Consider the following 26,166-nt stretch of genomic DNA (forward strand, 5'->3'; position numbering starts at 1 on the left):
TATGCCTTAACCTGAATGACTGACTAGGTTGATACCAGTCATTCAGGAAAAGTGTTTTTTTTCTGCTACCCTCCAAAACAAATCTTCCCTAACCAAACCTCAATTCATCTGCAACTTTTATGGGTTGAGCAAGGTCAAAAATTTCCAAAAGTCTAAGTCGCAAAATGCTGGCCCAGAGATGGCAATGCAGCTTATGATGCTTATTTAGCTCGCACAACTCGCCTATCTGTCGACAAGCAAGGCGGCTCATCAGCTTTCTATCAATTAACTTTATGGATCAAGTGTTAAAGCGCATTCAAGACTTATTTTCAGGTTTTTCTGTCGAAGACGAAGCCAAAATCGTCAAGGCACTGAATATAGTTACTCAGGCAAAAGTTCATGCAGCACCAGCCGGATTTAATTTTCGTCCTTATGGTCAGGATGTCGCTGCGGTGCTGATGGCTGTACATATCGATCTGGAAGCTATTTTAGCGGCGCTGCTAAGTGATTCGCGGGTGGCGGCGATTTTTTCTCTGGCTGAAATCAAAGCTGAATTCGGCGCAGCGGTGGCGACCTTGGTGGAAGATGTGCTGTGGTTGAACAAAGTCAATATCTACAGCCTGGAGATGGCTAACCAGCCTAACCAATCCGAAATTTTGCGCCGCATGTTGCTGGCAATGACCCACGATGTCAGGGCCGTGCTTATCAAACTGGCTTTTCGCATTCAACGCTTAAGAAATCTATCGGTCGAAGCACCGGAAATCCAGCGCTTTATTGCCCAGGAAACCCTGGATATCTATGCGCCCCTGGCCAATCGTCTGGGTATCAATCAATTCAAATGGGAATTGGAAGATCTGGCTTTCCGTTATCTTGATCCAGAAAATTATTTTACGATAGCCAAGGCCCTGGCAGAAAAACGCATTCAGCGTGAAGCGGCGATCGAAACGTTTTTGCAAAAATTCCGCCAGAAATTAACTGAAGTCGATATTCCGGCCAAAGTCTACGGTCGCCCCAAGCATATTTACAGTATTTTCTGCAAAATGCGGCGTAAACAGCTGGGAATTAATGATCTGTACGATTTACTGGCAGTACGTGCCATCGTCGATACCACCTCCACCTGTTATACGGTATTGGGCATCGCGCATAGTTGCTGGCAGTATATTCCCAAAGAGTTTGACGACTATATCGCTAATCCAAAAGAAAACGGCTATCAATCATTACATACCGTGGTTGTGGATGAGCAGGGCAACCGGATAGAAGTGCAGATCCGCACCCGTGCCATGCATGAATTTGCTGAATTAGGAGTGGCAGCGCATTGGCGATATAAGGAAGGCCGTAAATACAATGCCGCTACCGAAAAAAATATCGCCTCATTGCGGCAATTGCTGGAAGACCGGGAGAATGGCGATAATTTGATTGAAAACTTCCGTACAGAATTGTTTTCGGATCGGGTATTTGTGTTGACACCAGCCGGTAAATTGATAGATCTGATTAAAGGCGCAACACCGCTGGACTTTGCTTACGCTATCCATACCGATATAGGTCACGGTTGCCGTGGGGCCAAAGTCAATGGTCAGATCAAACCCTTAACCTATAAACTGCGTTCCGGTGAACAGGTTGAGATTATCGTCGTCAAGAATGGACAGCCCAATCATAATTGGCTGGATCCCAATTTGGGTTATTTAAAAACCCCAAGGGCAATCGGCAAAGTAAAAAGCTGGTATAAACAGCAGAAACTGGCCGAGAACATTAATGCCGGCAAACAGTTACTGGATAAAGAAATTCGGCGTTTGGGTTTAAAGCATATTGAGACCGCAGATCTGCTCAAACATTTCAAAATGCTGAATGTCGAACAGTTATACGAAGCTCTAGGGCGTGGCGACGTCAATAATCGGCAATTGGCTGCAGCATTAAAAATACCGGAACTGGAGCCATTACCGGTAAAACTGGTGGCAGCCCAAGCCAGTCCCAAATCGCTGGTGACAGTAGCTGGTATTGATAACGTAGTGACTACTCTGGCATCTTGCTGCATACCGGTGACAGGTGAAGACATCGTTGGTTTTATTTCCCACAAGCGCGGAATTGTGATTCACCGCCGGGATTGTGAAAATATTCAGCAATTACCAACCGAACAACAAGCGCAAGTGTTGCCCGCAGAGTGGAGTGCCAACCAGCTTAGCCGCCATACCGTGCCGATTGTAATTCATGCTTTTAATGCTCAGAATTTACTCAGCGATGTTTCGCAACTGCTGGCGGCTGCCAGAGTGCATATCAGTGAGGCCAACCTGAAGACCCATGATGATTTGTCGGCGATACTGAATTTGTCTATCCTGGTTCAAAACACCGAACAATTAAGCTTGGTATTGGCCAGAATTAATCAGTTGCCGAATATTTTGGAAGTAAAACGCAAAGTTTAAGCCGCACCATGTGGGTTAAACTTGTCGCTTTATGGCGTGGGTACGCTGCTGCGCCCACGCCGATAACCATTAAAACCTGCATAGCCAGGTTTTAGTCTGCGAATGATTTATTGAATTTTAACCAATTCTTTGCCATCTGAAGAAAAGCGGCAGATCCCGGCGGCAAAATAACCGCATTCTTCGGATTGCTCAACTTTGGCGCCATTCGGCGAGACGCGCACTTTCAATAAGCAACTGCGGGCTTCACCCTCAATATGCTTTTTCATCACCAATTCGTTTTCGCCAGTACTTTTAGCTTCACCAGAAACCTGGGCTGAGCAAGGATGCCGACCGGTTTCGGCTGCGTTGGGTTCAAAATCCACATCAGCACTGACACTAATATCATTACCCACTTTGGTAATCTTCAGGTGCTGGACATGATTGCCGTCACGTAAAATATAGTGATCAGTTGCGGCCATAGCAGTGCCGGAAACCAGCATGGCAATCGCCAGAAACAAGCTTTTTTTCATTTTTATACCTCTTGTTTGGTTTAGCTCAGTTATAAACGGTAGCGTATCATCACTGCTTAAGCAGATTTAAGCTCGCTTAGCTTAGTGTAATTGTACCTTACTGCCGGCATTTACCCAAAAGCCGGTTTAATTTATTAGACTGATCAGCTAAATTGGTCTTTTAAGGCGCGGGTGCGGCTAAACACGTCCACGGCAGTTTCAGTGGTGGTAGCGCCGACAGCTCGGCGAATACTAGGGCTATGTTCGCGCAAAAACGGATTGGTGGCCCGTTCCAAGCCGATGCTGCTGGGCAGGGTGCTCAAGTTTTCGTTGCGTAATGCCGCTATCTGGCTGGCGCGCTGCTGCAAATCCGGGTTGTCCGGCTCCAGAGTCAAGGCAAAACGGGCATTACTTTGGCTGTATTCATGGGTGCAATACACCTGGGTGTTTTCCGGCAGGGTTTTTAAGCGTTGCAGAGATTGCCACATTTGCGCCGGACTACCTTCAAACAGCCGTCCGCAACCCAGCGAGAACAAGGTATCACCACAAAACAGCAAGTTTTGCTCTGCACAATAAAACACGATATGGCCGCTGGTATGACCAGGCGTAGCAATAATCTGCCAGTGGTGTTGTCCCAGACTCAGACTGTCGCCATCATGCAGACCAATATCCAGACCTGGAATCCTTAAGCTGTCCGCCGCTGCTCCGGCAATTCGGCAGCCGGTTAGCTGTTTTAAAGTCAGATTTCCGCCGACATGATCGTTATGGTGATGGGTGTTAAAAATATAATCAAGTTGCCAACCCCGGCTGTGCAAGGCGGCCAGCACTGGTTCGGCCAAGGCTGGATCCACTACTGCTGTCGTATTGCAGAGCGTATCGTGGAGCAGATATATATAGTTGTCGGTCAATACCGGCAGAGTTACGACTTCAAGCATGATCAATTACCAATTCAAGGTGGCGATAGTAGCATTGGGTTTGTATACCATAATCATTGCCGTTTTAAGACGGCCAGCGGAGACTGGTTGACCGCCTCGCGCGCTCCCCACAGGCCCGGCAGGCTGACAAGTACGGCACCGATGGCCGGCAAGCTTGCCCAGAGCCGGAAATTGGGTTGATAAGCCATGTGCAGCAACTGACTGTATAAAGCATAGATAATAAGTTCGCTGGCCAGTGCTGCCAGCAGGCCGGCCAAACTGCCCAGTAACAGGAATTCGATGAGCTGAGCGCGTCTTAAAAAACGCCTGCTTGCGCCCAAGGTACGCAGCAATGCCGCTTCGTAAAGCCGTTGATCCAGGCTGGCGTAAACTGTGGCGAACAATACCATTAAGCCGGCCAACACAGCAAAACACAGCAATAGGTTAATTGCGGTGGTGACCTGATGGAGCATGGTTTTAAATTGGGCCAAGATCATATCCAGTTCCAGCAGGGTGGTGGCCGGAAATTGTTTCAGCAGCCCGTTTAACGCTGGTTTAAGGTGTTCGGCAACATAAAAACTGGTGATAAATGTGCTGGGAAAATCAGTCAGAGTGCCGGGGGAAAATATCATATAAAAATTGGGCCGCATCGTGTCCCACTGTACCGTGCGGATATTTACCACTATTGCTGATACTTCGCTGCCGCCGATGCTAAAGCTGAGCCGGTCACCGGGCAGAATTTTCAGACTTTCCGCCAGTTTTTGTTCAATTGAAACCTGGCCGGGTTGGTCGGCTTGCCAAACGCCGCCTGCCACGACTTGATTATCCGCCGGCAGGCTGTCCGACCAGGTTAAGCTGAGTTCGCGTTGGGTAGCGGCCTCACCCTGGCTGTCCTTGACCACCCGTTGTTGCACCGGTTCAGTATTGATAGCAGTAAGGCGACCACGTACCACCGGATAAAACCGATTGCTGTTGATGCCGGCTTGCTGCAAATAATCCTGCACCTGATTAACTTGCTCAGGAAAAATATTTAGCGCAAAGTAATTGGGGGCATCAGCGGGTAACTGTTTCAGCCAGTTATTCAGCATATCATTGCGCACTACCGAACTGAGTGCCAGCGCAGTCAGAGTAATGCCAAAAGCCAGAATTTGGCTGATACTACCCTGGCGGTTACGTAGCAAACCCCTTAAGCCAAACCGCCATTGCAGATTCATGCGAAGGAATAAACGACTTACCAAGCTTAAAAAAACCCAAATCAGGCCGCTTAACACCAAAAGCGCCAAAGCGCCGCTACCGAGAATTAATGCCGTCAACTTTAGATCGGCGGTGTAACGCCAAATCAAGGCCGCCATCAGGCTGAGAGCCAAGCCGTAAACCAGGCGAGCGCTATTGGGCAAGGGCGACAGTTCCCGGCGCAGTACCCGCAAAGGTGGTACCCGTCCCAGTCTTAACAAGGGCGGTAAGGCAAAGCCCAGTAAAATAACCATGCCGGTGATAAAGCCGGCGGCATAGGCCATTAAACCTGGCGCGGCCAGTTCGGCCGGCAATAAATCGGCCAGCACCCAAAACAGGCCTTGTTGTGCCAGCCAGCCCAAACCACAACCTGCTACGCTACACAATATGCCCAGCAACAGAAACTGATAAACAAACAACCTTAACATGGCGTTTTGCGGGTAGCCCATACAGCGCCATAAAGCGGCGGTATTAAAATGCCGTTCGCTATAACGTTGAGCGCTCATGGCAATGGCTACCCCGGCGATTAACACCACGACCACACTGGACAAGCCCAGATATTGGGACGTGCGCTGTAAGGCGGCACCCAGTTCCGGACGGTCGGTATGGATATCCATCAGACGCTGGCCGGGTTTTAGCTGAGTTTTTAAACTGTCCTCGAAGCTAGACAGAGCCAGTGGTTCACCACTGAATTGGAATACATACTGCACATGGCTGCCGGGTTGAATGACTGCGGTCGCGGCCAAATCCTGCTGATGCATTAAAACCCGAGGGGCAAAATTATAAAAAGTGCTGCGTTTGTCCGGCTCGTAAAGCAATATCCGGCTGATGCGCAGGGTTTGCTCACCTATGGTCAGGCTGGCGCCCAATTCAAGTCCGAGCGCTGTTAACACCCGTTGTTCTACCCAAACGCTACCGGGTTCCGGGCCATGTTGAATCTTGATTTGGCTCAAGCCATCGGCACCGGCAATTTTTAAACTGCCGCGTAAGGGATAATAGGCGCTGACAGCTTTCACCGAGGCCAGCAGCATTTCATTGTTTTCCAGCAACATGCTGTTGAATTCTGTCACTTGTGCCTGTTTTAAACCCAGTGTGCCTGCCTGATCAAGCCAGGCAGGCGGTATTGGGTTGGCACCGGCAATGGCCAGATCCGCCGCTAGAAATTCACTGGCCTGATTGCTCATACTCCGAGTCATACGGTCGCTGAACAGGGTGATGGCCGCTGTACTGCCCACCGCAATCAGCAAGGCAAAAATCAACAAACTCAGTTCCCCGGCGCGTAAATCACGCCGTAATAATTTCAGCGCCAGCTTCAGTTGTTGCATATCACCTTCCCGCTATCCAGTCGAATAGTCCGCTCACAACGTGCAGCCAGGGCGGCATCATGGGTCACTAACACCAGGGTGGTGTGTTGTTCCTGATTAAGTTCAAACAACAGTTCGGCGACTTGGGCACCGGTTTTGCTGTCAAGATTGCCGGTTGGTTCGTCGGCAAACAGAATGGCCGGGCGGGTCACAAAAGCCCGTGCCAGTGCCACCCGCTGTTGTTCACCGCCGGATAATTGTTTGGGCAGGTGGTTTAATCGATGCGCTAAACCCACCCGCTCCAGTAGGGCTGCAGCCGCTGCTTGAGCGTGAGCTGCTCCGCGCAGTTCCAGCGGCAGCATCACATTTTCCAGGGCGGTCAAGGCCGGCAATAAATAAAATGACTGGAATACAAAGCCAATCAAATCATGGCGGAGTTTGGCGCGGCCATCCTCATCCAGCTTGCTGATATTCAAGCCATTGACCACTATGGTGCCGCTGCTGGGTGTATCCAGGCCTGCCAGCAAGCTCAACAGCGTCGATTTGCCGGAACCGGACTCGCCGATAATGGCGGCACTCTCGCCGGGCTTGATGATTAAATCGACAGATGACAATATATGCAGTACGCCTGCCGAGGTTGGCACTGTTTTACCGAGATTTTGCGTGACGATCATGGCTGGAGCGAATTTATCATTATGGGAAGGCATTATGTCTAATTGGGTTCTGTTACTGGCGTTAAGTTTTATACCATTCACCACGGTTATGGCGAAATCAATTCTGGTGTTTGGAGATAGTATTAGTGCGGCATACGGTATGGAAGTTCAGCAAGGTTGGGTGACGCTGCTGCAAAAAAAACTGGCCGCTGAACATAACAACTATCTTATCAGTAATGCCAGCATCAGCGGCGAAACCACTGCCGGTGGTTTAAGCAGAATTGATGCCGCCTTGAGTCAGTACAAACCGGATATAGTGGTTCTGGAGCTTGGTGCGAATGATGGTTTGCGTGGTTTGTCTGCAGCGGCCATGAAAACCAATTTGACTGAAATGATTAAGCGCAGCCAAACTGCCGGGGCCAAGGTATTATTATTGGGTATGAAAATTCCGCCAAATTACGGCAAACGTTATATCGAAATGTTTTACAGCATTTATCCGCAATTGGCCGAGACTCTGCATATTCCGCTGCTGCCGTTTTTGCTGGAAGATGTGGCATTGCAGCCGGATTTAATGCAAGCTGACGGATTACACCCCAACGCATTGGCGCAACCTGCCATTGCCGCTAAGGTCTGGCAATATTTGCAGCCCTTAATAAAATAACCTTATTGTTTCCGCACATCATGCAAGCTATAGCACTGGCTTTTGAAAGTTTTGGTGAATCTCAGTCGGGGACCCCCTTACTGATATTACACGGTTTTTTTGCATCGGCACGTAATTGGCGCTCTATAGCCAAACAGCTGGCGCAACAGCGTCAGGTATTTGTGCTGGATATGCGTAATCACGGCAGTTCTGACCATCATGTGCATATGGATTATCCTGCCATGGCCGAAGACGTACGATTGTTTATGGACAATCAGCAGATCGATACCGCCGATATCATTGGTCATAGCATGGGTGGAAAAATCGCCATGTGGTTTGCCCTGCATTATCCGCAACGTCTGGGCAAATTGATTGTGGTGGATATTTCTCCGGTCAGCTATCAACACAGTTTTGCCACCACGGTCGCCGCGCTGAAAAATCTGCCCTTGCATGAGTTGGGTAATCGTAAACAGGCTGAGCAACATCTGGCGGCATTGATTCCCGATCTTAATTACCGGCAGTTTCTACTGCAAAATCTGGTATTTGAGGCAGGTCAATATAGCTGGCGGGTCAATCTGGATTTTTTTGCAGACAATGCCGCCAACATTGTGGCGTTTCCGGCACAATTATCGGCTCAGATTTACCCCTTGCCTGTGCTGTTTCTGGCGGGTGAAAATTCGTTTTATATTCGTCCTGACAGTATTTATCAACGTTTCCCCAATGCCGAAATCAAAGAAATTCCAGGGGCAGGACATTGGTTACATGTGGATGCCCCAGCTTTGTTTTTACAATTGGTCAGCGCTTGGCTGGCCTGAATTAATCTTTGCTAAAAGGTGCCGACATGACTATTAAATTACCGTATTTTGATTATTTAATGGATGCTTTTGCTAAAGGTCATTCAGGTTTGGAACAGAGTTTTGGACACCATGTCCATTGGGGATACTGGCCGTTTCCGGCACAGGCCAAGGGCGACAGTACAGATTTTGTTGCCGCAGCCGAGCAACTGAGCGAATTGATATATCATTCGGCAAAAGTGACCAATAGTCAGGCCGTACTTGATGTCGGCTGTGGTTTTGGCGGTACTATCGCCGCATTGAACCAGCGGTATCAAGATATGGATCTGGTAGGGCTGAATATTGATGAACGTCAGTTACTGCGTGCCAGAGAGCAGGTGTTGCCGTCCGGCACTAACCGTATCCGGTTTCAGCAGGGCGATGCCTGTGCCTTGCCGTTTGCCGACCACAGCTTCGATGTGGTGCTGGCGGTGGAGTGTATTTTTCATTTTCCCAGTCGTGAACAATTTTTTAAAGAAGCAAATCGTGTGCTTAAACCTGGCGGTTACTTGGCTTTGTCGGATTTTTTATTGAGTCCAAAACTGGCCAAATTATCTGATTTTAGTTTTTCCGGATACTTAACTGATGGTTTTTTTGGTAAATGCAATGTGCAATTTACCCGGCAGGATTACCAGGCATTGGCTGACAATAGCGGTTTTTCCCTGGCACTGGAAAAAGATATCACCCTAAATACTTTGCCGACTTATCCCTATTTACGGTCTTTGGCGAAACAGCCGGCGGGGTTAAAGATATCGCTTAAACAAGGCATTAGTATGGTATCTGCTATATTGTCTGTGGAGTTTTTAAGCCGAGTCAATGCCTTGCAGTATTTTGTCTATGCGTTTAGAAAGTAGTAAAGCCTTTATGACGCATTAACTTCTATTTCATAGCCGGTAAATTTACGGATGTTGATGACACCTGTATCCAGTAACAGGTATTGACCTTTAATGCCCTGTAAAATGCCGGTAACTGTTGGGGTTTTTTCGAAATCCAGCGATTTGATTTTGCTTGGGTATTGCTGCACCGGATAATGGATATCTACCGGTTCGGCTTGATCCAGTAAGCTTAAACTGTCTGCGCCAAACTGCTTAGCAATATCGGCTAAATCTGGGCTGCAATCAGCCAATAAATTGTCGCGGATGGTTTTTAAATCCAATGCGGTGGTGTTGTTTTTCAACATCTGCTGCCAACTGGTTTTGTCGCTGACATGTTTAGCCAGACTGACTTCGACCAGCCCGGAAATATGCCGGGAGCTGACCTGAAAAATCGGCAAGGCCTGTATCGCACCTTGATCTATCCAGCGTGTCGGTATTTGGGAGTGCCGGGTAATGCCCACTTTTATGCCGGATGAATTAGCCAGATAAACGATGTGCGGCTGGAAGCAGAAGCTCTCGCCCCATTCCGGTTCACGACAGGTTCCGGCAGCATAATGGCAGGTTTCCGGTTTCATAATGCACATATCGCATTGTGCCAGCCGGATAAAACAAGGATAGCAATAGCCCTGATTAAAACTTTTCCGGGTTTTTTTCTGGCAATGTGTACAAAAAATCTGCCCGGTATAATGTAGTTGCAGCGTTTGGCCGATTAATGGATTGAGATCCACGCCGCTGTCGCCCAACGGCAGGCGGTAGCGTACCGGATTTTGCAGTTCTGTACTCATCTTATCCAAACAGCCTAACACCTGATTTACCTCGTTTTCGGAATTAATAATAGACATTATTTAAGACTAGCGGTTGACCAATATTACTTTGACGGCAGCGTTAGGGATGTGCCGATTCTGCAGGCGCATCGTGCGCGGTTGATGCGCTTCACTGCGTTCAGCACATCCTACGCCCTATCCGGCAAAATATGAATTGGTGGGTTACTCGGTTTGTATTAGTGGTTGAGGCTTGTTAGAGCCCCCTAGCCTTGCTTTTATAAAGGTTACGCTGCGAATTCCTCGATTCCGCGTTGCTGCATCGAGGCTACGGGCTGCTAAATAGTCGATGTTGATGCTAAATAACATAAAACAGCTGCGCAGCCTCGATGCCGGCATCAACTAGTAACGCAAACATCGCTTTGTTTAAAGTATACAGATTAAGTCTGATAGTGGACAGAGGCGGCTGATCACTTTTCATTTGCTGAATGGTCATGCTTGAATTGGCGATACAGGAAAGCCCTGTGCTAAAATTAGAGCTATAAGTATTGCCTTGATTTAACCGAATAATCCATTTTTTCTTAACTGCTATATTTGACACGCTCATGAATAAACCTAAAAAAGTTGCAATTCTCACTGCAGGCGGTTTGGCACCTTGTCTGAATTCTGCTATTGGCAGTCTGATTGAACGCTATACCGAGATCGACCCTAGTATCGAAATCATCTGCTATCGTGGCGGATACAAAGGCTTGTTATTGGGTGATTCCTATCCGGTTACTGCGGAAGTTCGCGCCAAAGCCAGCTTGTTGCAAAAATTCGGCGGTTCAGTGATCGGCAATAGCCGGGTAAAACTGACCAATGTCAAAGATTGCGTGAAACGTGGCTTGGTCAAAGAAGGCGAAGATCCGCAAAAAGTGGCTGCTGATCAGTTAATCAAAGACGGTGTGGAAATTCTGCACACCATCGGCGGTGATGATACCAATACTGCGGCAGCCGATCTGGCGGCTTTTTTGGCCAGAAATAACTATGGCCTGTCGGTAATCGGTCTGCCGAAAACCGTGGATAACGATGTCTATCCAATCAAACAGTCTCTGGGAGCCTGGACAGCCGCTGAAGAAGGTGCGCGTTACTTTAAAAACGTGGTCGCTGAAAATAATTCCAATCCGCGTATGTTGATTATCCATGAAGTGATGGGCCGGAACTGCGGTTGGTTGACTGCGGCCACCGCGCTGGAATACCGCAAACTGCTGGATCAAAGCGACTGGTTGCCTGAGTTGGGTTTGTCACGTGAGTCTTATGAAGTTCACGCTGTATTCGTACCGGAAATGGCCATTGACCTGGCAGCCGAGGCAGCGCGTTTGCGTCAAGTATTGGATACCGTTGATTGCGTCAACATCTTTGTTTCTGAAGGTGCGGGTGTTGAGGCCATTGTCGCCGAACTGCAAGCCAAAGGTCAGGAAGTACCGCGCGATGCGTTTGGTCACATCAAACTGGATGCGGTTAATCCTGGAAAATGGTTTGGCGAACAGTTTGCCCAAATGATAGGTGCAGAAAAAACCCTGGTGCAAAAATCCGGCTATTTTGCTCGGGCAGCAGCGGCTAATGTCGATGATATGCGTTTAATCAAATCCTGTGCTGATCTGGCCGTGGAATGCGCATTCCGCCGTGAATCCGGCGTCATCGGTCATGATGAAGATCAAAACAACATCTTGCGTGCCATCGAGTTTCCACGCATCAAAGGCGGTAAACCGTTTAACATTGATACCGCTTGGTTTGAGCAATTACTGACTGAAGTTGGTCAAAGCAAAGGTGAAAAAGTGGATGTTAGCCATTAGTCGTTGACTAACGTTGGTTTGACGGAAGAGTTAGAGGGTGTGCGGATGTCAGGAGGCGCATTGATCGCGATTGATGCGGTGTACTGCGTTTAGCACATCCTACAACTGGGCTGTTTTTTAAAGGTATACTTGGCTTTTGAGTGGTTTTAGCAAACGTCTTTAAAGCATGTTATCGCGTTTTTAGGTAAATTTGCTTCGATGTTCCTCGATTCCACTGCGTTGCATCGAGGCTACGGGGTCTACTTATCCTACAACTGGGCTGTTTTTTAAAGGTATACTTGGCTTTTGAGTGGTTTTAGCAAACGTCTTTAAAGCATGTTATCGCGTTTTTAGGTAAATTTGCTTCGATGTTCCTCGATTCCACTGCGTTGCATCGAGGCTACGGGGTCTACTTATCCTACAACTGGGCTGTTTTTTAAAGGTATACTTGGCTTTTGAGTGGTTTTAGCAAACGTCTTTAAAGCATGTTATCGCGTTTTTAGGTAAATTTGCTTCGATGTTCCTCGATTCCACTGCGTTGCATCGAGGCTACGGGGTCTACTTATCCTACAACTGGGCTGTTTTTTAAAGGTATACTTGGCTTTTGAGTGGTTTTAGCAAACGTCTTTAAAGCATGTTATCGCGTTTTTAGGTAAATTTGCTTCGATGTTCCTCGATTCCACTGCGTTGCATCGAGGCTACGGGGTCTACTTATCCTACAACTGGGCTGTTTTTTAAAGGTATACTTGGCTTTTGAGTGGTTTTAGCAAACGGCTTTAAAGCATGTTATCGCGTTTTTAGGTAAATTTGCTTCGATGTTCCTCGATTCCACGGCGTTGCATCGAGGCTACGGGGTCTACTTATCAATATACAGTTCTGCTATGTCGCAGGGAAATACAATACAGGCGAATTGGGCTGCCAAACCGGATAAGCCGGCATGATAGCGGCAAATATCCCCGAGTCGATAAAGTTAGCCAGCCATTGCTGAACAGAGGGGTAGGGCGCATTGTTAAACCAATCGCTATCCACTGCGGCAAATTGGCGAATAAACGGCAATATGGCTGCATCTGCCAGTGCAAAATGCCCACCGCATAAAAACGCTTGTTTTTGCAGGCAATTTTCCAGGGTTTGAATAAATATTTCGGCTTGCTGCCGGTAAAACTGTTGGCTGTGTTGCGGATAGCGGTCTGGGTATTTATAACGATCCAGATAATATTTAAACTGACCGTCGTTTTCGCTGATCAACTGTCTTGCCTGACTGTGGCTAGCGCTTTCCAGCCAATGTTCAGGGTCGTTTTGGGCTAAGGCCCAGTCCATAATATCCAGACTCTGCTCCAATACCTTGCCGTTATCAAGTTGTAATACCGGTACGGTGGCTTTGGGGGAAATATTCAGCAATTCAGCCGGTTTATTACGCAACGCCACTTCACGCAATTCCACACTAATTTGGGCAACTGCCAGTGCCAGTCTGGCCCGCATGGCATACGGGCAGCGGCGGAAGCTATACAGTATGGGAGTCATGCTGTAGTTGTCGATATCTCAGGTCTAGGCGGTATTAAGTCTTGAATGACGGCTTTGACATTGTCAACTGTAATCAGCCGGGTACATTCAAACTGGCGTGGCGTGTCTTTATGACGCGGACACCAGAAAAAGTCTTTATGGTCAAAGCGATGCCGGACATCGTTCCAGCAACTGTTGCAAGTGTGGTAGTTGATGACCCGGTAAGGGGTGGCAAATTCGTTGGTCGGATGAGTAAAACCGCTGATCATGACCACCGGGATTTGCATGGCCCAGGCCAGCCAGCTTAAGCCGCTGCTCAAACCAATAAAGAATTCGGCATGTTGCAGCCAGCGGGCCCGTTCCAGCAAATCCTGGTCGCCGGTCTGGTCTTCGGCGCCATAGGGAATATGATTCCAGACGATGCCGGTGCCGTGTACCGGTTTTTGGTCGATGCAGATTACCCGATAGCCCTGGGCTTTGAGATAACCGACCAGTTCCCGCCAGCCGTTGGGGTTGTTCCAGTATTTGCATTGGGTGGTGCTTTGGCTGGCAATGCAGATATACGGCTCAGGGATAGGCCGACTACTGTTTTTTAGCTGGATACGCGGCGGCTGTTCGGTGGGGTCTACACCCAGAATATAGCCGGCAGTGCGGTGTAAGCCCACCAGCCGAAAATCACAGGGCTGATGAATATTCTGCTCGTCGTCAAAAAACAGACCGATGCGATAAGTGGCGTAATAGCGCTCGGCACTGACAGCTTCGTGACTAAGCAATTCGATGTCGGGATAAGCATCGCGGAATAAAGGAATCAGCCGTTCGGCCAATGCGCAAGTCAAGCGGCAGCCGTGCTGCTGCTGAAATTTAACCAGATAAGGCAACCAGCCCAGAGTATCGCCCAGGGTGCCGACCGGTAGTTGAATCAAGACATGTTGATCGTTTGCCGCAAAGTCGTGGCTGAGGATCAGCTCTTCACCTGACCAAATTTGCAAACGGTTGCGGACAAAATAACGTTTGGCGGTATTGACGCGGCCAGCCTGGATATTGGTTTCGAAGACGATATTGCCGGTATCGAGGTCTGAAATGCGCACCCGCCAGTTGCCTTCCGGCAGTAAAAGCCGGCAACCATCGTTGAAATCGTAACGAATGCCGTGAGGGCCAAGCTGGGTGGGTAATTCCGGGGCGGGGACGAAGTTTTGTTTGGGTGGTTCGGTTGGGGCAGAAGACTGAGGATTTTGTTGATCGTCTCCCGATTGGGTGTCAAGGGATGGGGATTCGGGAATGGCTGGTTTATCAATTGCTTGGTTCATCAGTTCAATGTTTTAGTTTTGTAATTATTCAGTGTAAGGTTGCATGATCCTATTTTAAACAAGTGGTTAGCTTCGAATGAGGCGATGCACTGTGTTTAGCTCATCTTACAACTGCGAAGCAGGAAGGCGGAATCGAGGATGCAGACTGCCAAAATTGTGATGACATTGATCAATTAAGGCAAAGCTGCGAATTCCTCGATTCCACTGCGTTACATCGAGGCTACGGAAGTACACAAAAAGCAGGGGCTGTCAGAACAACTCTGCCAGTCCCCTGCCTGTATCTAAATAAATCTCCACATTATGGAATCAAGGTAAAATCGCCTGCACTCAAGGCGGTTGGGTGACTGCTTAAACCTATCACCGCAATTTCCGTGGCCGGGCCGCTCACTGAACCATTGGCATCGTAATACAAGCCGCCATTAGTGGCGTTGTAGTACAGATAATCCGTTGGGGTAGTGGCTGCTGCGGCATTACTGAAGTTGGCGGCGGTCACGCCACTGGCACCGGCAAAGGCGGTAAACAGGGCTTTTGACAACTCGATTTGCCCGGTGTTTTCCCACAGGTTGTTGACCGGGGTAGGGGTCACAGCCGTCGCTGTCGGCAGGTAAAGGGCATGATTGATTTCCGTCAGACTGGCATTACCGCTGTTGACGACATAGACATTACCGGCACTATCCAGCGACAAGCCGGTCGGTTTATTCAAACCCGTTGCGATAGTGGTAGGTGCCAGGCTGCCGGCCGTAAATTCCTGCACGGTATTATTGCCGTATTCACTGACATAGAAATTGCCGGCTTTATCGATCACCAATCCCGAAGGCTGGTTGACATTCAAGAAAGTGCTGGCAGCATAAGTGCCGGCCGCAATTTTGACGATGGTATTGACGGCAAAATCGGTAACATAGATATTGCCGGCACTATCCAGCGCCACGCCTTGCGGATTGGTAAAGCTGCCTGAGTTGACCACACTGAGTGCGGCACCACTAACGCTGACGCCCTGAGTGGTAATAGCGGCACCACTATCGCTATCCCAGTTCGCTGTCGCCGCCAGATTGTAAACTGCGCCACCCGTGGTGCTGGTGCCATTGGTGGTGACAAAGTTATTCACCACTGCCTCGTCGGCACTGCTTAAGCTGATCTTAAAGCCGGTGGCGGTCAAATTGCTAATCGTGTCATTGACGGCACTGAAGGTATAACTGCTGCTGCCGGCGCTTAGGGTGAAGTTACCCAAAGCTATGCCGTTGGCACTGCCGTGATTGTCCAGATTAGCCCCAGTCACGGTGAACACACCGGTGGTAGCGTTATAAGCCACGCTGCTGATGGTGGGTGCAGTGACATTGCTGACGGTGACACCCAGGTTGGTGGCTCCCGCCCCGGTATCCCAGCCGCTGGTAGCCGTCAAACTGTAGTTGCTAATGCTGTCATTAGCCTGGGTGCCGGCTTTGTTCAACAAGCCGTTGATGGCAAGCTGATCGGCTGCCGACAATTGTATGCTGACCCCGGTGGCGGTTGGCGTACCTTTCACCACACTGCCGCTGGTCAAGGTATAGCTGGTATTGCCATCACCTTTCAAGGTCAGATCGCCGACCACATAGCCTGCCGCCGTGGTGGTGAAATTGGTACCGCTCAGGCTCAGCACACCGGTGCCGGCGTTGTAGGCCACCTGGCTCAGGGTTGGTAAGCTGGAGCTGAGGCCGCTGACGGTGACGGACTGAGTTGTAATTTGCGCACCGCTGTCGCTGTCCCAATTCACGCTGGCCGCCAGATTGTAGGCTTTGCCGCTGGTGGGTGCGGTGCCGTTGGCATTGACAAAACTGTTAACGCTGGTTTTATCGGCACTGCTTAAGGTCAGGGTAAAGCCGGTGGCGCTGAGATTGCTGACGCTGTCAGTGGTGGCGCTAAAGGTATAAGTACCGCTGCCGCCGGTTAAGGTCAGGCCCGGCAGGTTAATGCCGTTGCTGCTGCCGTGGTTGTCCAGATTGGCGCCGGTAACGGTGAATACGCCGGTGGCGGCGTTGTAAGCCACACCGCTGATAGTCGGCGCAGTAACATTGCCGACCGTGACGCTCTGGGTGGTAACAGCGGCTGCGCCGGTATCCCAGCCACTGATTGCGCTGAGATTATAAGTGGTGACACCGTCATTAGCCTGGGTGCCGGCTTTGTTGAGCAAACCGTTGATAGCCAATTGATCAACTGTGGACAATTGGATGCTGACCCCGGTGCCGTTGCCGGCCGGGGTGCCGCTGACCACACTGCCGCCGGTCAGGGTATAGCTGGTATTGCCGTCACCTTTCAAAGTCAGATCACTGACCACATAACCCGCTGCGGTAGTAGCCAGGTTATGGCCGCTCAGGGTTAATATACCGCTGCCGGCGTTATAGCTCACCCCGCTCAGGGATGGTGATAAACCGCTGACTGTCACCGCTTGGGTGGTAATCTTGGCACCACTGTCGCTATCCCAATTCAGCGCAGCCGCCAAATTGTAGACAGCACCGTTAGCCGGTGCGGTGCCGTTATCAGTGACGAAGGCGTTTACCAGTGCTTGGTCGGCACTGCTTAAGGTCAAGGTAAAGCCGGTGGCGCTGAGATTGCTGACGCTGTCAGTGGTGGCGCTAAAGGTATAAGTACCGCTGCCGCCGGTTAAGGTCAGGCCCGGCAGGTTAATGCCGTTGCTGCTGCCGTGGTTGTCGAGGTTGGCGCCGGTAACGGTGAATACGCCGGTGGCGGCGTTGTAAGCCACACTGCTGATAGTCGGCGCAGTAACATTGCCGACCGTGACACCCTGGGTGGTAACAGCGGCTGCGCCGGTATCCCAACCACTGATTGCGCTGAGATTATAAGTGGTGACACCGTCATTAGCCTGGGTGCCGGCTTTGTTGAGCAAACCGTTGATAGCCAATTGATCAACTGTGGACAATTGGATGCTGACCCCTGTGCCGTTGCTGGCCGGGGTGCCGCTGACCACACTGCCGCCGGTCAAGGTATAGCTGGTATTGCCGTCACCTTTCAAAGTCAGATCACTGACCAGATAACCCGCTGCTGTGGTGGCCAGATTGTGACCGCTTAGGGTTAATACGCCGGTACCGGCGTTATAGGCCACGCCAGTCAAAGCAGTCGGCAAACCGCTGACCGTGACCGGTTGGGTGATAATTTTCGCCCCGCTGTCGCTGTCCCAGTTAACAGTCGCTGCCAGATTGTAGGCTGCGCCACTCACCGGTGCCGTGCCGTTATCGGTGATGAAGCTGTTGATGCTGGTTTTATCAGCTGCACTTAAGGTAATGGTAAAACCAGTGGCACTGAGATTGCTGACGCTGTCATTGGTGGCGCTAAAGGTGTAAGTGCCGCTGCCGCCGCTAAAGGTCAGGCCCGGCAGGTTAATGCCGTTGGCACTGCCGTGGTTGTCCAGATTGGCACCGGTGACGCTGAACACACCGGTTGCCGCATTATAGCTAACGCTGCTGATGGTCGGCGCAGTGACATTGCTGACGGTGATCGGCAAGGTGGTAATCGCCCCGGCATAGGCATCCCAACCGGCTATCGCACTCAGATTGTAATTGGTCAGGCCATCATTGGCTTGGGTACCGATTTTATTCAGCAAGCCGTTGATGGCTAACTGATCGGCCGCAGACAGTTGAATCACAGCCCCGCTGTTGCTAGGAGTGCCGCTCACCACACTGCCACTGGTTAAGGTATAAGCGGTGGCACCATCACCTTTCAGCGTCAGATCGGTCACAATAAAGTTACTGGCCAGACTGGTTAAATGAGTGCCGGTCAGGCTTAATTGACCATTGGCAGCGTTATACACCGCTTTAGTCAAGGTGGGTGGAATCACCGCCACTGTGACCAAGGTACCGCCGCTGCCATCGGTTTTGGTGCTAAAACTAAAATTGCTGTTATCACCGACTAAGCCCAGGGTTTCGACCACGCTACCGCCGCTGGTCAGCACTAACTGATTGCTGGCATTGACACTGCCGGCTGTAGCCACCACACCCGCCAAATCCAGAATCGCGCCGCCATTCAGGCTGATGCCGGTGGTCGTGTTGTTAACCACCAGTTCGCCGCCGCTCAACACGTTTTCCGCGCCACCGCTATTGACCGGGTAGTAAGCGATGCCGCCGCTGGATATGGTTTCAGTACCACCGCTGTAAACGGTGTCGTTGTTAGCCACACCGCCATTGCTAATCAATTCGTTACCACCTGAGTTGATAGCCGTGTAATAGCTTATGCCACCACTGACGATCTGCTCGCTACCACCAGAATTAACAATGGAGTAATAGGCTGTACCACCACTGCTGACCAGTTCGGTGCCGCCGCTGTTAATTGTTGCGTAATTTTCCACCCCTCCGCTGGAGACGATCTCGCTGCCGCCTTTATTGACTGATGTGTAATTGCTGATACCTCCACTGACTATCTGCCCGGTGCCGCCTGAGTTGATAATGGTGTAAGTGGCATTACCGCCGTTGGAAACTACCTCAGTACCACCACTGTTGACAGTGACATAATAGACTGCCCCTGCACTGACCAGTTCTTTGCCACCATTATTGATCAAGACACTGCCACTGCCACTGCCGTAATAATAAGCACCATAGTTGAAAGTATTGATTGCCAGACCGCCGCTAGTTACGGTTTCAATACCACCACTGTAAACAGTGCTGCCACTATCGACACCACCGCTGGAAACAGTTTCAGTTCCGTAAATAGCGGCTGTGTTATTGACGCCGTAGACTGTTTCGCTGCCGCCGGCATTTATGGTCACGTTATTCGCCACGCCACCACTGGAGACGATCTCGCTGCCGCCGCTGTTAACCGTGGCGTTGTTAACGATACCGCCATTGTTAATCGATTCGTTACCACCTGAGTTTATGGTAGCGTAATAACTAATGCCGCCACTGCTGACCAGTTCGGTGCCGCCGCTGTTAATTGTTGCGTAATTTTCCACCCCTCCGCTGGAGACGATCTCGCTGCCGCCTTTATTGACTGATGTGTAATTGCTGATACCTCCACTGACTATCTGCCCGGTGCCGCCTGAGTTGATAATGGTGTAAGTGGCATTACCGCCGTTGGAAACTACCTCAGTACCACCACTGTTGACAGTGACATAATAGACTGCCCCTGCACTGACCAGTTCTTTGCCACCATTATTGATCAAGACACTGCCACTGCCACTGCCGTAATAATAAGCACCATAATAGTTGAAAGTATTGATTGCCAGACCGCCGCTAGTTACGGTTTCAATACCACCACTGTAAACAGTGCTGCCACTATCGACACCACCGCTGGAAACAGTTTCAGTTCCGTAAATAGCGGCTGTGTTATTGACGCCGTAGACTGTTTCGCTGCCGCCGGCATTTATGGTCACGTTATTCGCCACGCCGCCGCTGGAAACGGTTTCTGTGCCGCCGCCGTAAACAGTGCTGCCATTATCAACACCACCGCTGGAAACCGTTTCACTGCCACCGCTGCTGATAAAAAGAGTATTGGCTAAGCCACCACTGGAGACGATCTCGCTGCCACCGCTGTTAACCGTGGCGTTGTTAACGACACCGCCATTGTTAATCGATTCGTTACCACCGGAATTGATGATGGGGGAATAGCTAATGCCGCCACTGCTGACCAGTTCGGTACCGCCGCTGTTAATTGTTGCGTAATTTTCCACGCCACCCTTGGAGACGATCTCGCTGCCGCCTTTATTGACTATGGCGTAATTGCTAGCACCCCCGCTGATAACCTGCTCAGTACCGCCGCTGTTCAATGTGGTGTAATTGGCATTACCGCCATTGGAAACCACTTCGGTACCGCCGCTGTTCAAGGTGGTGTACTGGGCATTACCGCCGTAGGAAACTACCTCAGTACCACCACTGTTGACAGTGACATAATAGACTGCCCCTGCACTGACGAGTTCTTTGCCGCCATTATTGATTAAGACGCTGCCGCTGCCGTAATAATAAGCACCTTGGTTGAAGGTATTGATGGCCAGACCGCCGCTAGTTACGGTTTCAATACCACCACTGTAAACATATGTACCACTATCGACACCACCGCTGGAAACAGTTTCAGTTCCGTAAATAGATGCGCCGTTATTCACACCGTAGACTGTTTCGCTGCCGCCGGCATTTATGGTCACGTTATTCGCCACGCCGCCGCTGGAAACGGTTTCTGTGCCGCCGCCGTAAACAGTGCTGTCATTATCAACACCACCGCTGGAAACCGTTTCACTGCCACCGCTGTTAACCGTGGCGTTGTTAACGATGCCGCCATTGTTAATCGATTCGTTACCACCGGAATTGATGGTGGGGGAATAGCTAATGCCGCCACTGCTGACCAGTTCGGTACCGCCGCTGTTAATTGTTGCGTAATATTCCACGCCACCCTTGGAGACGATCTCGCTGCCACCTTTATTGACTATGGCGTAATAGCTAACACCCCCGCTGATAACCTGCTCAGTACCGCCGCTGTTCAATGTGGTGTAATTGGCATTACCGCCATTGGAAACCACTTCGGTACCGCCGCTGTTCAAGGTGGTGTACTGGGCATTACCGCCATTGGAAATCACTTCAGTACCACCACTGTTGACGGTAACATAATAGGCCGTCCCGGCACTAACCAGTTCCTTTGCACCATTATTAATCAGGACGTTGCCGCCCTGACCATAAGTATTGATGGCCAAGCCGCCGCTGGAGACAGTTTCTGTGCCGCCACTGTAAACATAGCTGCCACTATCGACACCACCGCTGGAAACCGTTTCACTGCCACCGCTGCTGATATAAAGAGTATTGGCTAAGCCACCACTGGAGACGATCTCGCTGCCGCCGCTGTTAACCGTGGCGTTGTTAACGATGCCGCCATTGTTAATCGATTCGTTACCACCGGAATTGATGATGGGGGAATAGCTAATGCCGCCACTGCTGACCAGTTCGGTACCGCCGCTGTTAATTGTTGCGTAATTTTCCACGCCACCCTTGGAGACGATCTCGCTGCCACCTTTATTGACTATGGCGTAATAGCTAACACCCCCGCTGATAACCTGCTCAGTACCGCCGCTGTTCAAGGTGGTGTAATTGGCATTACCGCCATTGGAAACCACTTCGGTACCGCCGCTGTTCAAGGTGGTGTACTGGGCATTACCGCCATTGGAAATCACTTCAGTACCACCACTGTTGACGGTAACATAATAGGCCGTCCCGGCACTAACCAGTTCCTTTGCACCATTATTAATCAGGACGTTGCCGCCCTGACCATAAGTATTGATGGCCAAGCCGCCGCTGGAGACAGTTTCTGTGCCGCCACTGTAAACATAGCTGCCACTATCGACACCACCGCTGGAAACCGTTTCACTGCCACCGCTGCTGATATAAAGAGTATTGGCTAAGCCACCACTGGAGACGATCTCGCTGCCACCGCTGTTAACCGTGGCGTTGTTAACGACACCGCCATTGTTAATCGATTCGTTACCACCGGAATTGATGATGGGGGAATAGCTAATGCCGCCACTGCTGACCAGTTCGGTACCGCCGCTGTTAATTGTTGCGTAATTTTCCACGCCACCCTTGGAGACGATCTCGCTGCCGCCTTTATTGACTATGGCGTAATTGCTAGCACCCCCGCTGATAACCTGCTCAGTACCGCCGCTGTTCAAGGTGGTGTAATTGGCATTACCGCCATTGGAAATCACCTCGGTACCGCCTTTATTGACTGAGGTGTAATTGCTGATACCTCCGCTGACGATCTGCTCGCTACCACCAGAATTGATAATGGAGTAATAGGCTGTACCACCACTGCTGACCAGCTCAGTACCACCACTGTTGACGGTAACATAATAGGCATTACCGGCACTGACTAATTCTTTACCGCCATTATTGATTAAGACGCTGCCGTTGCCGGAATAATAAGCGCCATAGTTGAAAGTATTGATTGCCAGACCGCCGCTAGTTACGGTTTCAATACCACCGTAAACATATGTACCATTATCGACACCACCGCTGGAAACAGTTTCAGTTCCGTAAATAGCGGCTGTGTTATTGACACCGTAGACTGTTTCGCTGCCGCCGGCATTTATGGTCACGTTATTCGCCATGCCGCCGCTGGAAACGGTTTCTGTGCCACCGCTGTAAACAGTGCTGCCACTATCAATACCTCCGCTGGAAACTATTTCTTTGCCGCCGCTGTTGATTGCCGTGTTGTACGCCGTACCACCACTGGTAATTAATTCCTGATCGCCGCTGTTTAGCACGGTGCCATTAAGTGGTAATGGTGACGCCAGATGAAACATAAGGCAGTTTATAAATAGTCATGGTACAGCTCCTTGAGGCGAAAATTAATTGATATTGGCGATGCTTGGCGTTAAGGGTTGTGCGAATCCGGCTATCGGTTGTATCTTGGTTTTGACGCGAGCAAGGCTGATCAGCCGGGGACATGTAAACTGGCGCCGTGGGTGTTGATGGGGTAATGGCCAGAAAAAATCTTGGCGTTTAAAACGCAGCCCTATCGCATAACTCTGGCTATGGCAGCACTGCTTGGGGTATCGGCTAGGTAATTTTGGATTGGGTGTGAGGTTTTGTTTGCGGGACAGACTGGCCAAGGCAATAGCTGGTAACTCAGGCTTTTGGATATCCCTGTGTTGATTTTCAAGCGCTGGTGTATCGAACAGTGCCGATATTTCCCTTATTTGGCTCATAATGAGGTATTATTATTTTTATGACATGTTTTTGTAATAATTAATCAGCTGCGTTAAATGTGGTTATATACCCTATCAACACAATAAAAAATTCCAGTTCTGTATTACACATATCTATATGATAATTATTGATATGTGTGGCCAATATTTTGGTTTACAGTTGTGTTCGTTTATAACATTAGGCAGCTGAACTTGGCAATTATTTTTTTAGCAAGTTTAAGTTTAAGTGGTTTTCAGGCTGAGATTGCCAAGGTTTTGGCTGGTGAATTTGGTAAGGGGGACATTGGTTTTAATTTAGCCATGTCGGGTGGCTTCGCCACCAAAACAGCGCGGGTGTTTGGTGTTTAGTTATTGAGGCGTACGCCCCGTAGCCTTTTTAAAGGGTGAACTGGTTGGTTTGCTTACGCAGAGGATATTTGTTAACCTAAAAGCCGTATCAATTATTAACACGAACAGTAATTATTATTAAGTGTAAATTTTAGAATACCTTTTTAAGCAAGTGGTTGACCAATATTACTTTGACGGAATCACCAAAGGATCTGCCGACTCTGGAAGCGCATAGTGCGTGATTGATGCCTCAGCCTACTTAAAAAGCCTAAGGTAATTGTGATGCAGCGGCGTGGAATTGAGGATGGCGGTTGTCTATATGGCGATGACATCGATTAATTGAAGCCAGGCTGCGAAGCCCTCGATTCCACTTTGTTACATCGAGGCTACGGGACTACCTTTTGCTGAATATCTTCGGCGATAATGTGAGTTAGTCATATGCGCGTAAGGTCATCCTACTTAAAAAGCCTAAGGTAACTGTGATGCAGCGGCGTGGAATTGAGGATGGCGGTTGTCTATATGGCGATGACATCGATTAATTGAAGCCAGGCTGCGAAACCCTCGATTCCACTTCGTTACATCGAGGCTACGGGGATCGCCTTTTGCTGAATATCTTCGGCGATAATGTCAGTTAGTCATATGCGCGGTAAGGCCATCCTATGTAAAAAGCCTAAGGTAATTGTGATGCAGCGGCGTGGAATTGAGGATGGCGGTTGTCTATATGGCGATGACATCGATTAGTTGAAGCCAAGCTGCGAAGCCCTCGATTCCACTTTGTTACATCGAGGCTACGGGATCGCCTTTTGCTGAATATCTTCGGCGATAATGTGAGTTAGTCATATGCGGGTAAGGTCATCCTAGGCGTGGAATTGAGGATGGCGGTTGTCTATATGGCGATGGCATCGATTAATTGAAGCCAAGCTGCGAAGCCCTCGATTCCACTTCGTTACATCGAGGCTACGGGATCGCCTTTTGCTGAATATCTTCGGCGATAATGTGAGTTAGTCATATGCGCGTAAGGCCATCCTATGTAAAAAGCCTAAGGTAACTGTGATACAGCGGCGTGGAATTGAGGATGGCGGTTGTCTATATGGCGATGGCATCGATTAGTTGAAGCCAAGCTGCGAAGCCCTCGATTCCACTTTGTTACATCGAGGCTACGGGACTAGCCAGAAAGGCTAAATATCTTCGACGATAATGTCAGTTAGTAATATCCTGTCTCTATCCAGGCGTAAGGCCAAGGTTTTGCAATATAAATTGGTATCGAAGTCGCGGTAGCGCTCGGAAGTGATGATGCGGTTGCTGTCACCGTTGTTTTCGCGGGCGAATAACTGAAAGAAATAAGGCCGCCATGACCAGTTGAAGCCGATTTTGCGTGGATCGGTAAACCAGCGATTTTCGGTGAAATTGAAGTTGGGCGAGATTTGGCGGCCCTCGTTGTCGCACATGTAAAAGCGGGTAATATTACTTTGGGTGAAATTCCACTTGGCCAATTCATTCAGATTAAAGTCGCCTTGTAAGGCATCCTTGAGCTTATAGATCAGATTTTTAGTGGCGTTAACGTTTGCAATGTTTTTTTCGGCTTTGGCTACCGAATTACGGAAAAACTTGCCTGTTAAGGAATTGATGTGTTGTTCATAAAGTGTGGCCGGTTTGAATTCGGCTTCGGCGGCTGAGAATAGATAGCCTTGCATATATTGCGCGCCGCAGGTCAGGCCGAATAAAAACTCATCGTCGGTTTCCACGCCTTCGCAAATAATCTGGCAGCCGGTGCGGGTGCCCAGTCGGGTGAGCATGTGCATAATATCGCTGGCAATACCGCCTTTATTGGCTTTTTTAAATAATTGCATATCAATTTTAATGATATCGGGATGAATCGCCAGCACCCGCTCCAGTTGCGAAGAACCCGAGCCGAAGTCATCCAGTGCCACCCGCAACCCGTGATGCCGGTAGCGTTTGACAATTTCCCGCAATCGGCTCAAATCGGCATGGGCTTCATTGATTTCGACGATGATACGTTGGCGGTCGATATTGATTTGATCCAGTATTTTCAGGGTGGGCAGGGCATTGATCTTGCGCACATTGTCTATCCAGGATGCCGAGATATTGATAGCCAAAAAGCTGTTGTCATCCAGTTCGGCAAATTTTTCCAGAGCCTGACGGCGTACTTGGCGATCCAGCTCCATGCGCTGTTTGGCTTCCAATTTGGGTGAAGCAAACAGCCGGCCGGCAGAGATGATGCGATTATTTTTATCGCGTTGCCGGGCCTGGGCTTCGTAGCCAATGATGCGGCCGCTAGCGACACTGACGATAGGTTGAAAATAAGGAAATAGCTGAAATTTATCTTCCATCTAGGTGGTTTCTCATCTGGATTGTGGCTAAAAACATAAAGCATTGGACTTAAATCGCGAGCGATGCGCCTGTTGGCCATCGGCACATCCTATTTAGGC

At 49.6% G+C, this 26,166-nt stretch carries 17 protein-coding genes; 6 read left to right on the forward strand and 11 right to left on the reverse strand.

Going from position 1 to position 26,166, the window contains the following annotated elements; translation table 11 throughout:
* The first annotated feature begins 272 nt into the window (after nucleotides 1–272).
* On the forward strand, nucleotides 273–2,396 hold the full coding sequence (locus KEF85_RS02710; RefSeq protein WP_215583201.1) for a RelA/SpoT family protein: 2,124 nt from the start codon (nucleotides 273–275) through the stop codon (nucleotides 2,394–2,396).
* A 107-nt stretch (nucleotides 2,397–2,503) separates the two neighbouring features.
* Here the strand turns inward: KEF85_RS02710 and KEF85_RS02715 are convergent, their stop codons facing one another.
* The 4 genes from KEF85_RS02715 to KEF85_RS02730 form a co-directional block, all read right to left on the reverse strand.
* A complete protein-coding gene (locus tag KEF85_RS02715) occupies nucleotides 2,504–2,905 on the reverse strand; it encodes a hypothetical protein (protein ID WP_215583202.1) in 402 nt (133 codons plus the stop codon).
* 143 nt (nucleotides 2,906–3,048) lie between these two features.
* Nucleotides 3,049–3,819: a hydroxyacylglutathione hydrolase gene (gene gloB, locus KEF85_RS02720; RefSeq protein ID WP_215583203.1), complete on the reverse strand. Its 771-nt coding sequence runs from the start codon at nucleotides 3,817–3,819 to the stop codon at nucleotides 3,049–3,051.
* A gap of 53 nt (nucleotides 3,820–3,872) precedes the next feature.
* Entirely contained in the window at nucleotides 3,873–6,356 is a 2,484-nt protein-coding gene (locus tag KEF85_RS02725) for an ABC transporter permease (RefSeq protein ID WP_215583204.1), read from the reverse strand.
* On the reverse strand, nucleotides 6,344–7,042 hold the full coding sequence (locus tag KEF85_RS02730; RefSeq protein ID WP_215583205.1) for an ABC transporter ATP-binding protein: 699 nt from the start codon (nucleotides 7,040–7,042) through the stop codon (nucleotides 6,344–6,346). Before KEF85_RS02730 ends, KEF85_RS02725 begins: the two co-directional genes overlap by 13 nt.
* Nucleotide 7,043: 1 nt before the next feature.
* Here KEF85_RS02730 and KEF85_RS02735 point away from each other — a divergent pair, with 1 nt between their 5' ends.
* From KEF85_RS02735 to KEF85_RS02745, 3 genes are read left to right on the forward strand one after another with little or no spacing between them, the layout of a single operon-like run.
* Nucleotides 7,044–7,649, forward strand: coding sequence for an arylesterase (locus KEF85_RS02735; RefSeq protein WP_215583206.1), 606 nt, complete (start codon nucleotides 7,044–7,046; stop codon nucleotides 7,647–7,649).
* Between the two features lie 20 nt (nucleotides 7,650–7,669).
* Nucleotides 7,670–8,443 (forward strand): alpha/beta fold hydrolase, encoded by a 774-nt coding sequence (locus KEF85_RS02740; RefSeq protein ID WP_215583207.1) that lies wholly within the window; start codon nucleotides 7,670–7,672, stop codon nucleotides 8,441–8,443.
* 26 nt (nucleotides 8,444–8,469) lie between these two features.
* Entirely contained in the window at nucleotides 8,470–9,315 is an 846-nt protein-coding gene (locus KEF85_RS02745; protein WP_215583208.1) for a class I SAM-dependent methyltransferase, read from the forward strand.
* 8 nt (nucleotides 9,316–9,323) lie between these two features.
* On the opposite strand, the gene KEF85_RS02750 is transcribed toward KEF85_RS02745, so the two are convergent.
* Both KEF85_RS02750 and KEF85_RS02755 read right to left on the reverse strand, forming a co-directional pair.
* A complete protein-coding gene (locus tag KEF85_RS02750) occupies nucleotides 9,324–10,178 on the reverse strand; it encodes a DUF2797 domain-containing protein (protein WP_246535025.1) in 855 nt (284 codons plus the stop codon).
* 277 nt (nucleotides 10,179–10,455) lie between these two features.
* Nucleotides 10,456–10,704, reverse strand: a complete 249-nt coding sequence (locus tag KEF85_RS02755; protein WP_215583209.1) for a hypothetical protein — start codon at nucleotides 10,702–10,704, stop codon at nucleotides 10,456–10,458.
* On the opposite strand from KEF85_RS02755, the gene KEF85_RS02760 reads away from it, so the two are divergent.
* Nucleotides 10,703–11,932, forward strand: coding sequence for a pyrophosphate--fructose-6-phosphate 1-phosphotransferase (locus tag KEF85_RS02760; protein ID WP_215583210.1), 1,230 nt, complete (start codon nucleotides 10,703–10,705; stop codon nucleotides 11,930–11,932). The two genes, KEF85_RS02755 and KEF85_RS02760, sit on opposite strands and share 2 nt — an antisense overlap.
* An 858-nt stretch (nucleotides 11,933–12,790) precedes the next feature.
* On the opposite strand, the gene KEF85_RS02765 is transcribed toward KEF85_RS02760, so the two are convergent.
* From KEF85_RS02765 to KEF85_RS02780, 4 genes are all read right to left on the reverse strand, one after another.
* A complete protein-coding gene (locus KEF85_RS02765; RefSeq protein ID WP_215583211.1) occupies nucleotides 12,791–13,432 on the reverse strand; it encodes a glutathione S-transferase in 642 nt (213 codons plus the stop codon).
* Nucleotides 13,429–14,718: an autotransporter strand-loop-strand O-heptosyltransferase gene (locus KEF85_RS02770; RefSeq protein WP_215583212.1), complete on the reverse strand. Its 1,290-nt coding sequence runs from the start codon at nucleotides 14,716–14,718 to the stop codon at nucleotides 13,429–13,431. Before KEF85_RS02770 ends, KEF85_RS02765 begins: the two co-directional genes overlap by 4 nt.
* Nucleotides 14,719–15,016: 298 nt before the next feature.
* Nucleotides 15,017–22,984, reverse strand: coding sequence for an AIDA repeat-containing protein (locus KEF85_RS02775; protein ID WP_215583213.1), 7,968 nt, complete (start codon nucleotides 22,982–22,984; stop codon nucleotides 15,017–15,019).
* Between the two features lie 45 nt (nucleotides 22,985–23,029).
* On the reverse strand, nucleotides 23,030–23,389 hold the full coding sequence (locus KEF85_RS02780) for a hypothetical protein (protein WP_215583214.1): 360 nt from the start codon (nucleotides 23,387–23,389) through the stop codon (nucleotides 23,030–23,032).
* A 192-nt stretch (nucleotides 23,390–23,581) separates the two neighbouring features.
* Between KEF85_RS02780 and KEF85_RS02785 the strand changes: the two genes are divergently transcribed.
* On the forward strand, nucleotides 23,582–23,737 hold the full coding sequence (locus KEF85_RS02785; RefSeq protein ID WP_215583215.1) for a hypothetical protein: 156 nt from the start codon (nucleotides 23,582–23,584) through the stop codon (nucleotides 23,735–23,737).
* Between the two features lie 1,157 nt (nucleotides 23,738–24,894).
* Here the strand turns inward: KEF85_RS02785 and KEF85_RS02790 are convergent.
* Nucleotides 24,895–26,067: an EAL domain-containing protein gene (locus tag KEF85_RS02790; protein WP_215583216.1), complete on the reverse strand. Its 1,173-nt coding sequence runs from the start codon at nucleotides 26,065–26,067 to the stop codon at nucleotides 24,895–24,897.
* Nucleotides 26,068–26,166 lie beyond the last annotated feature (99 nt).

Origin of the sequence: Methylomonas paludis (assembly GCF_018734325.1) — a bacterium.
GTDB lineage: Bacteria > Pseudomonadota > Gammaproteobacteria > Methylococcales > Methylomonadaceae > Methylomonas > Methylomonas paludis.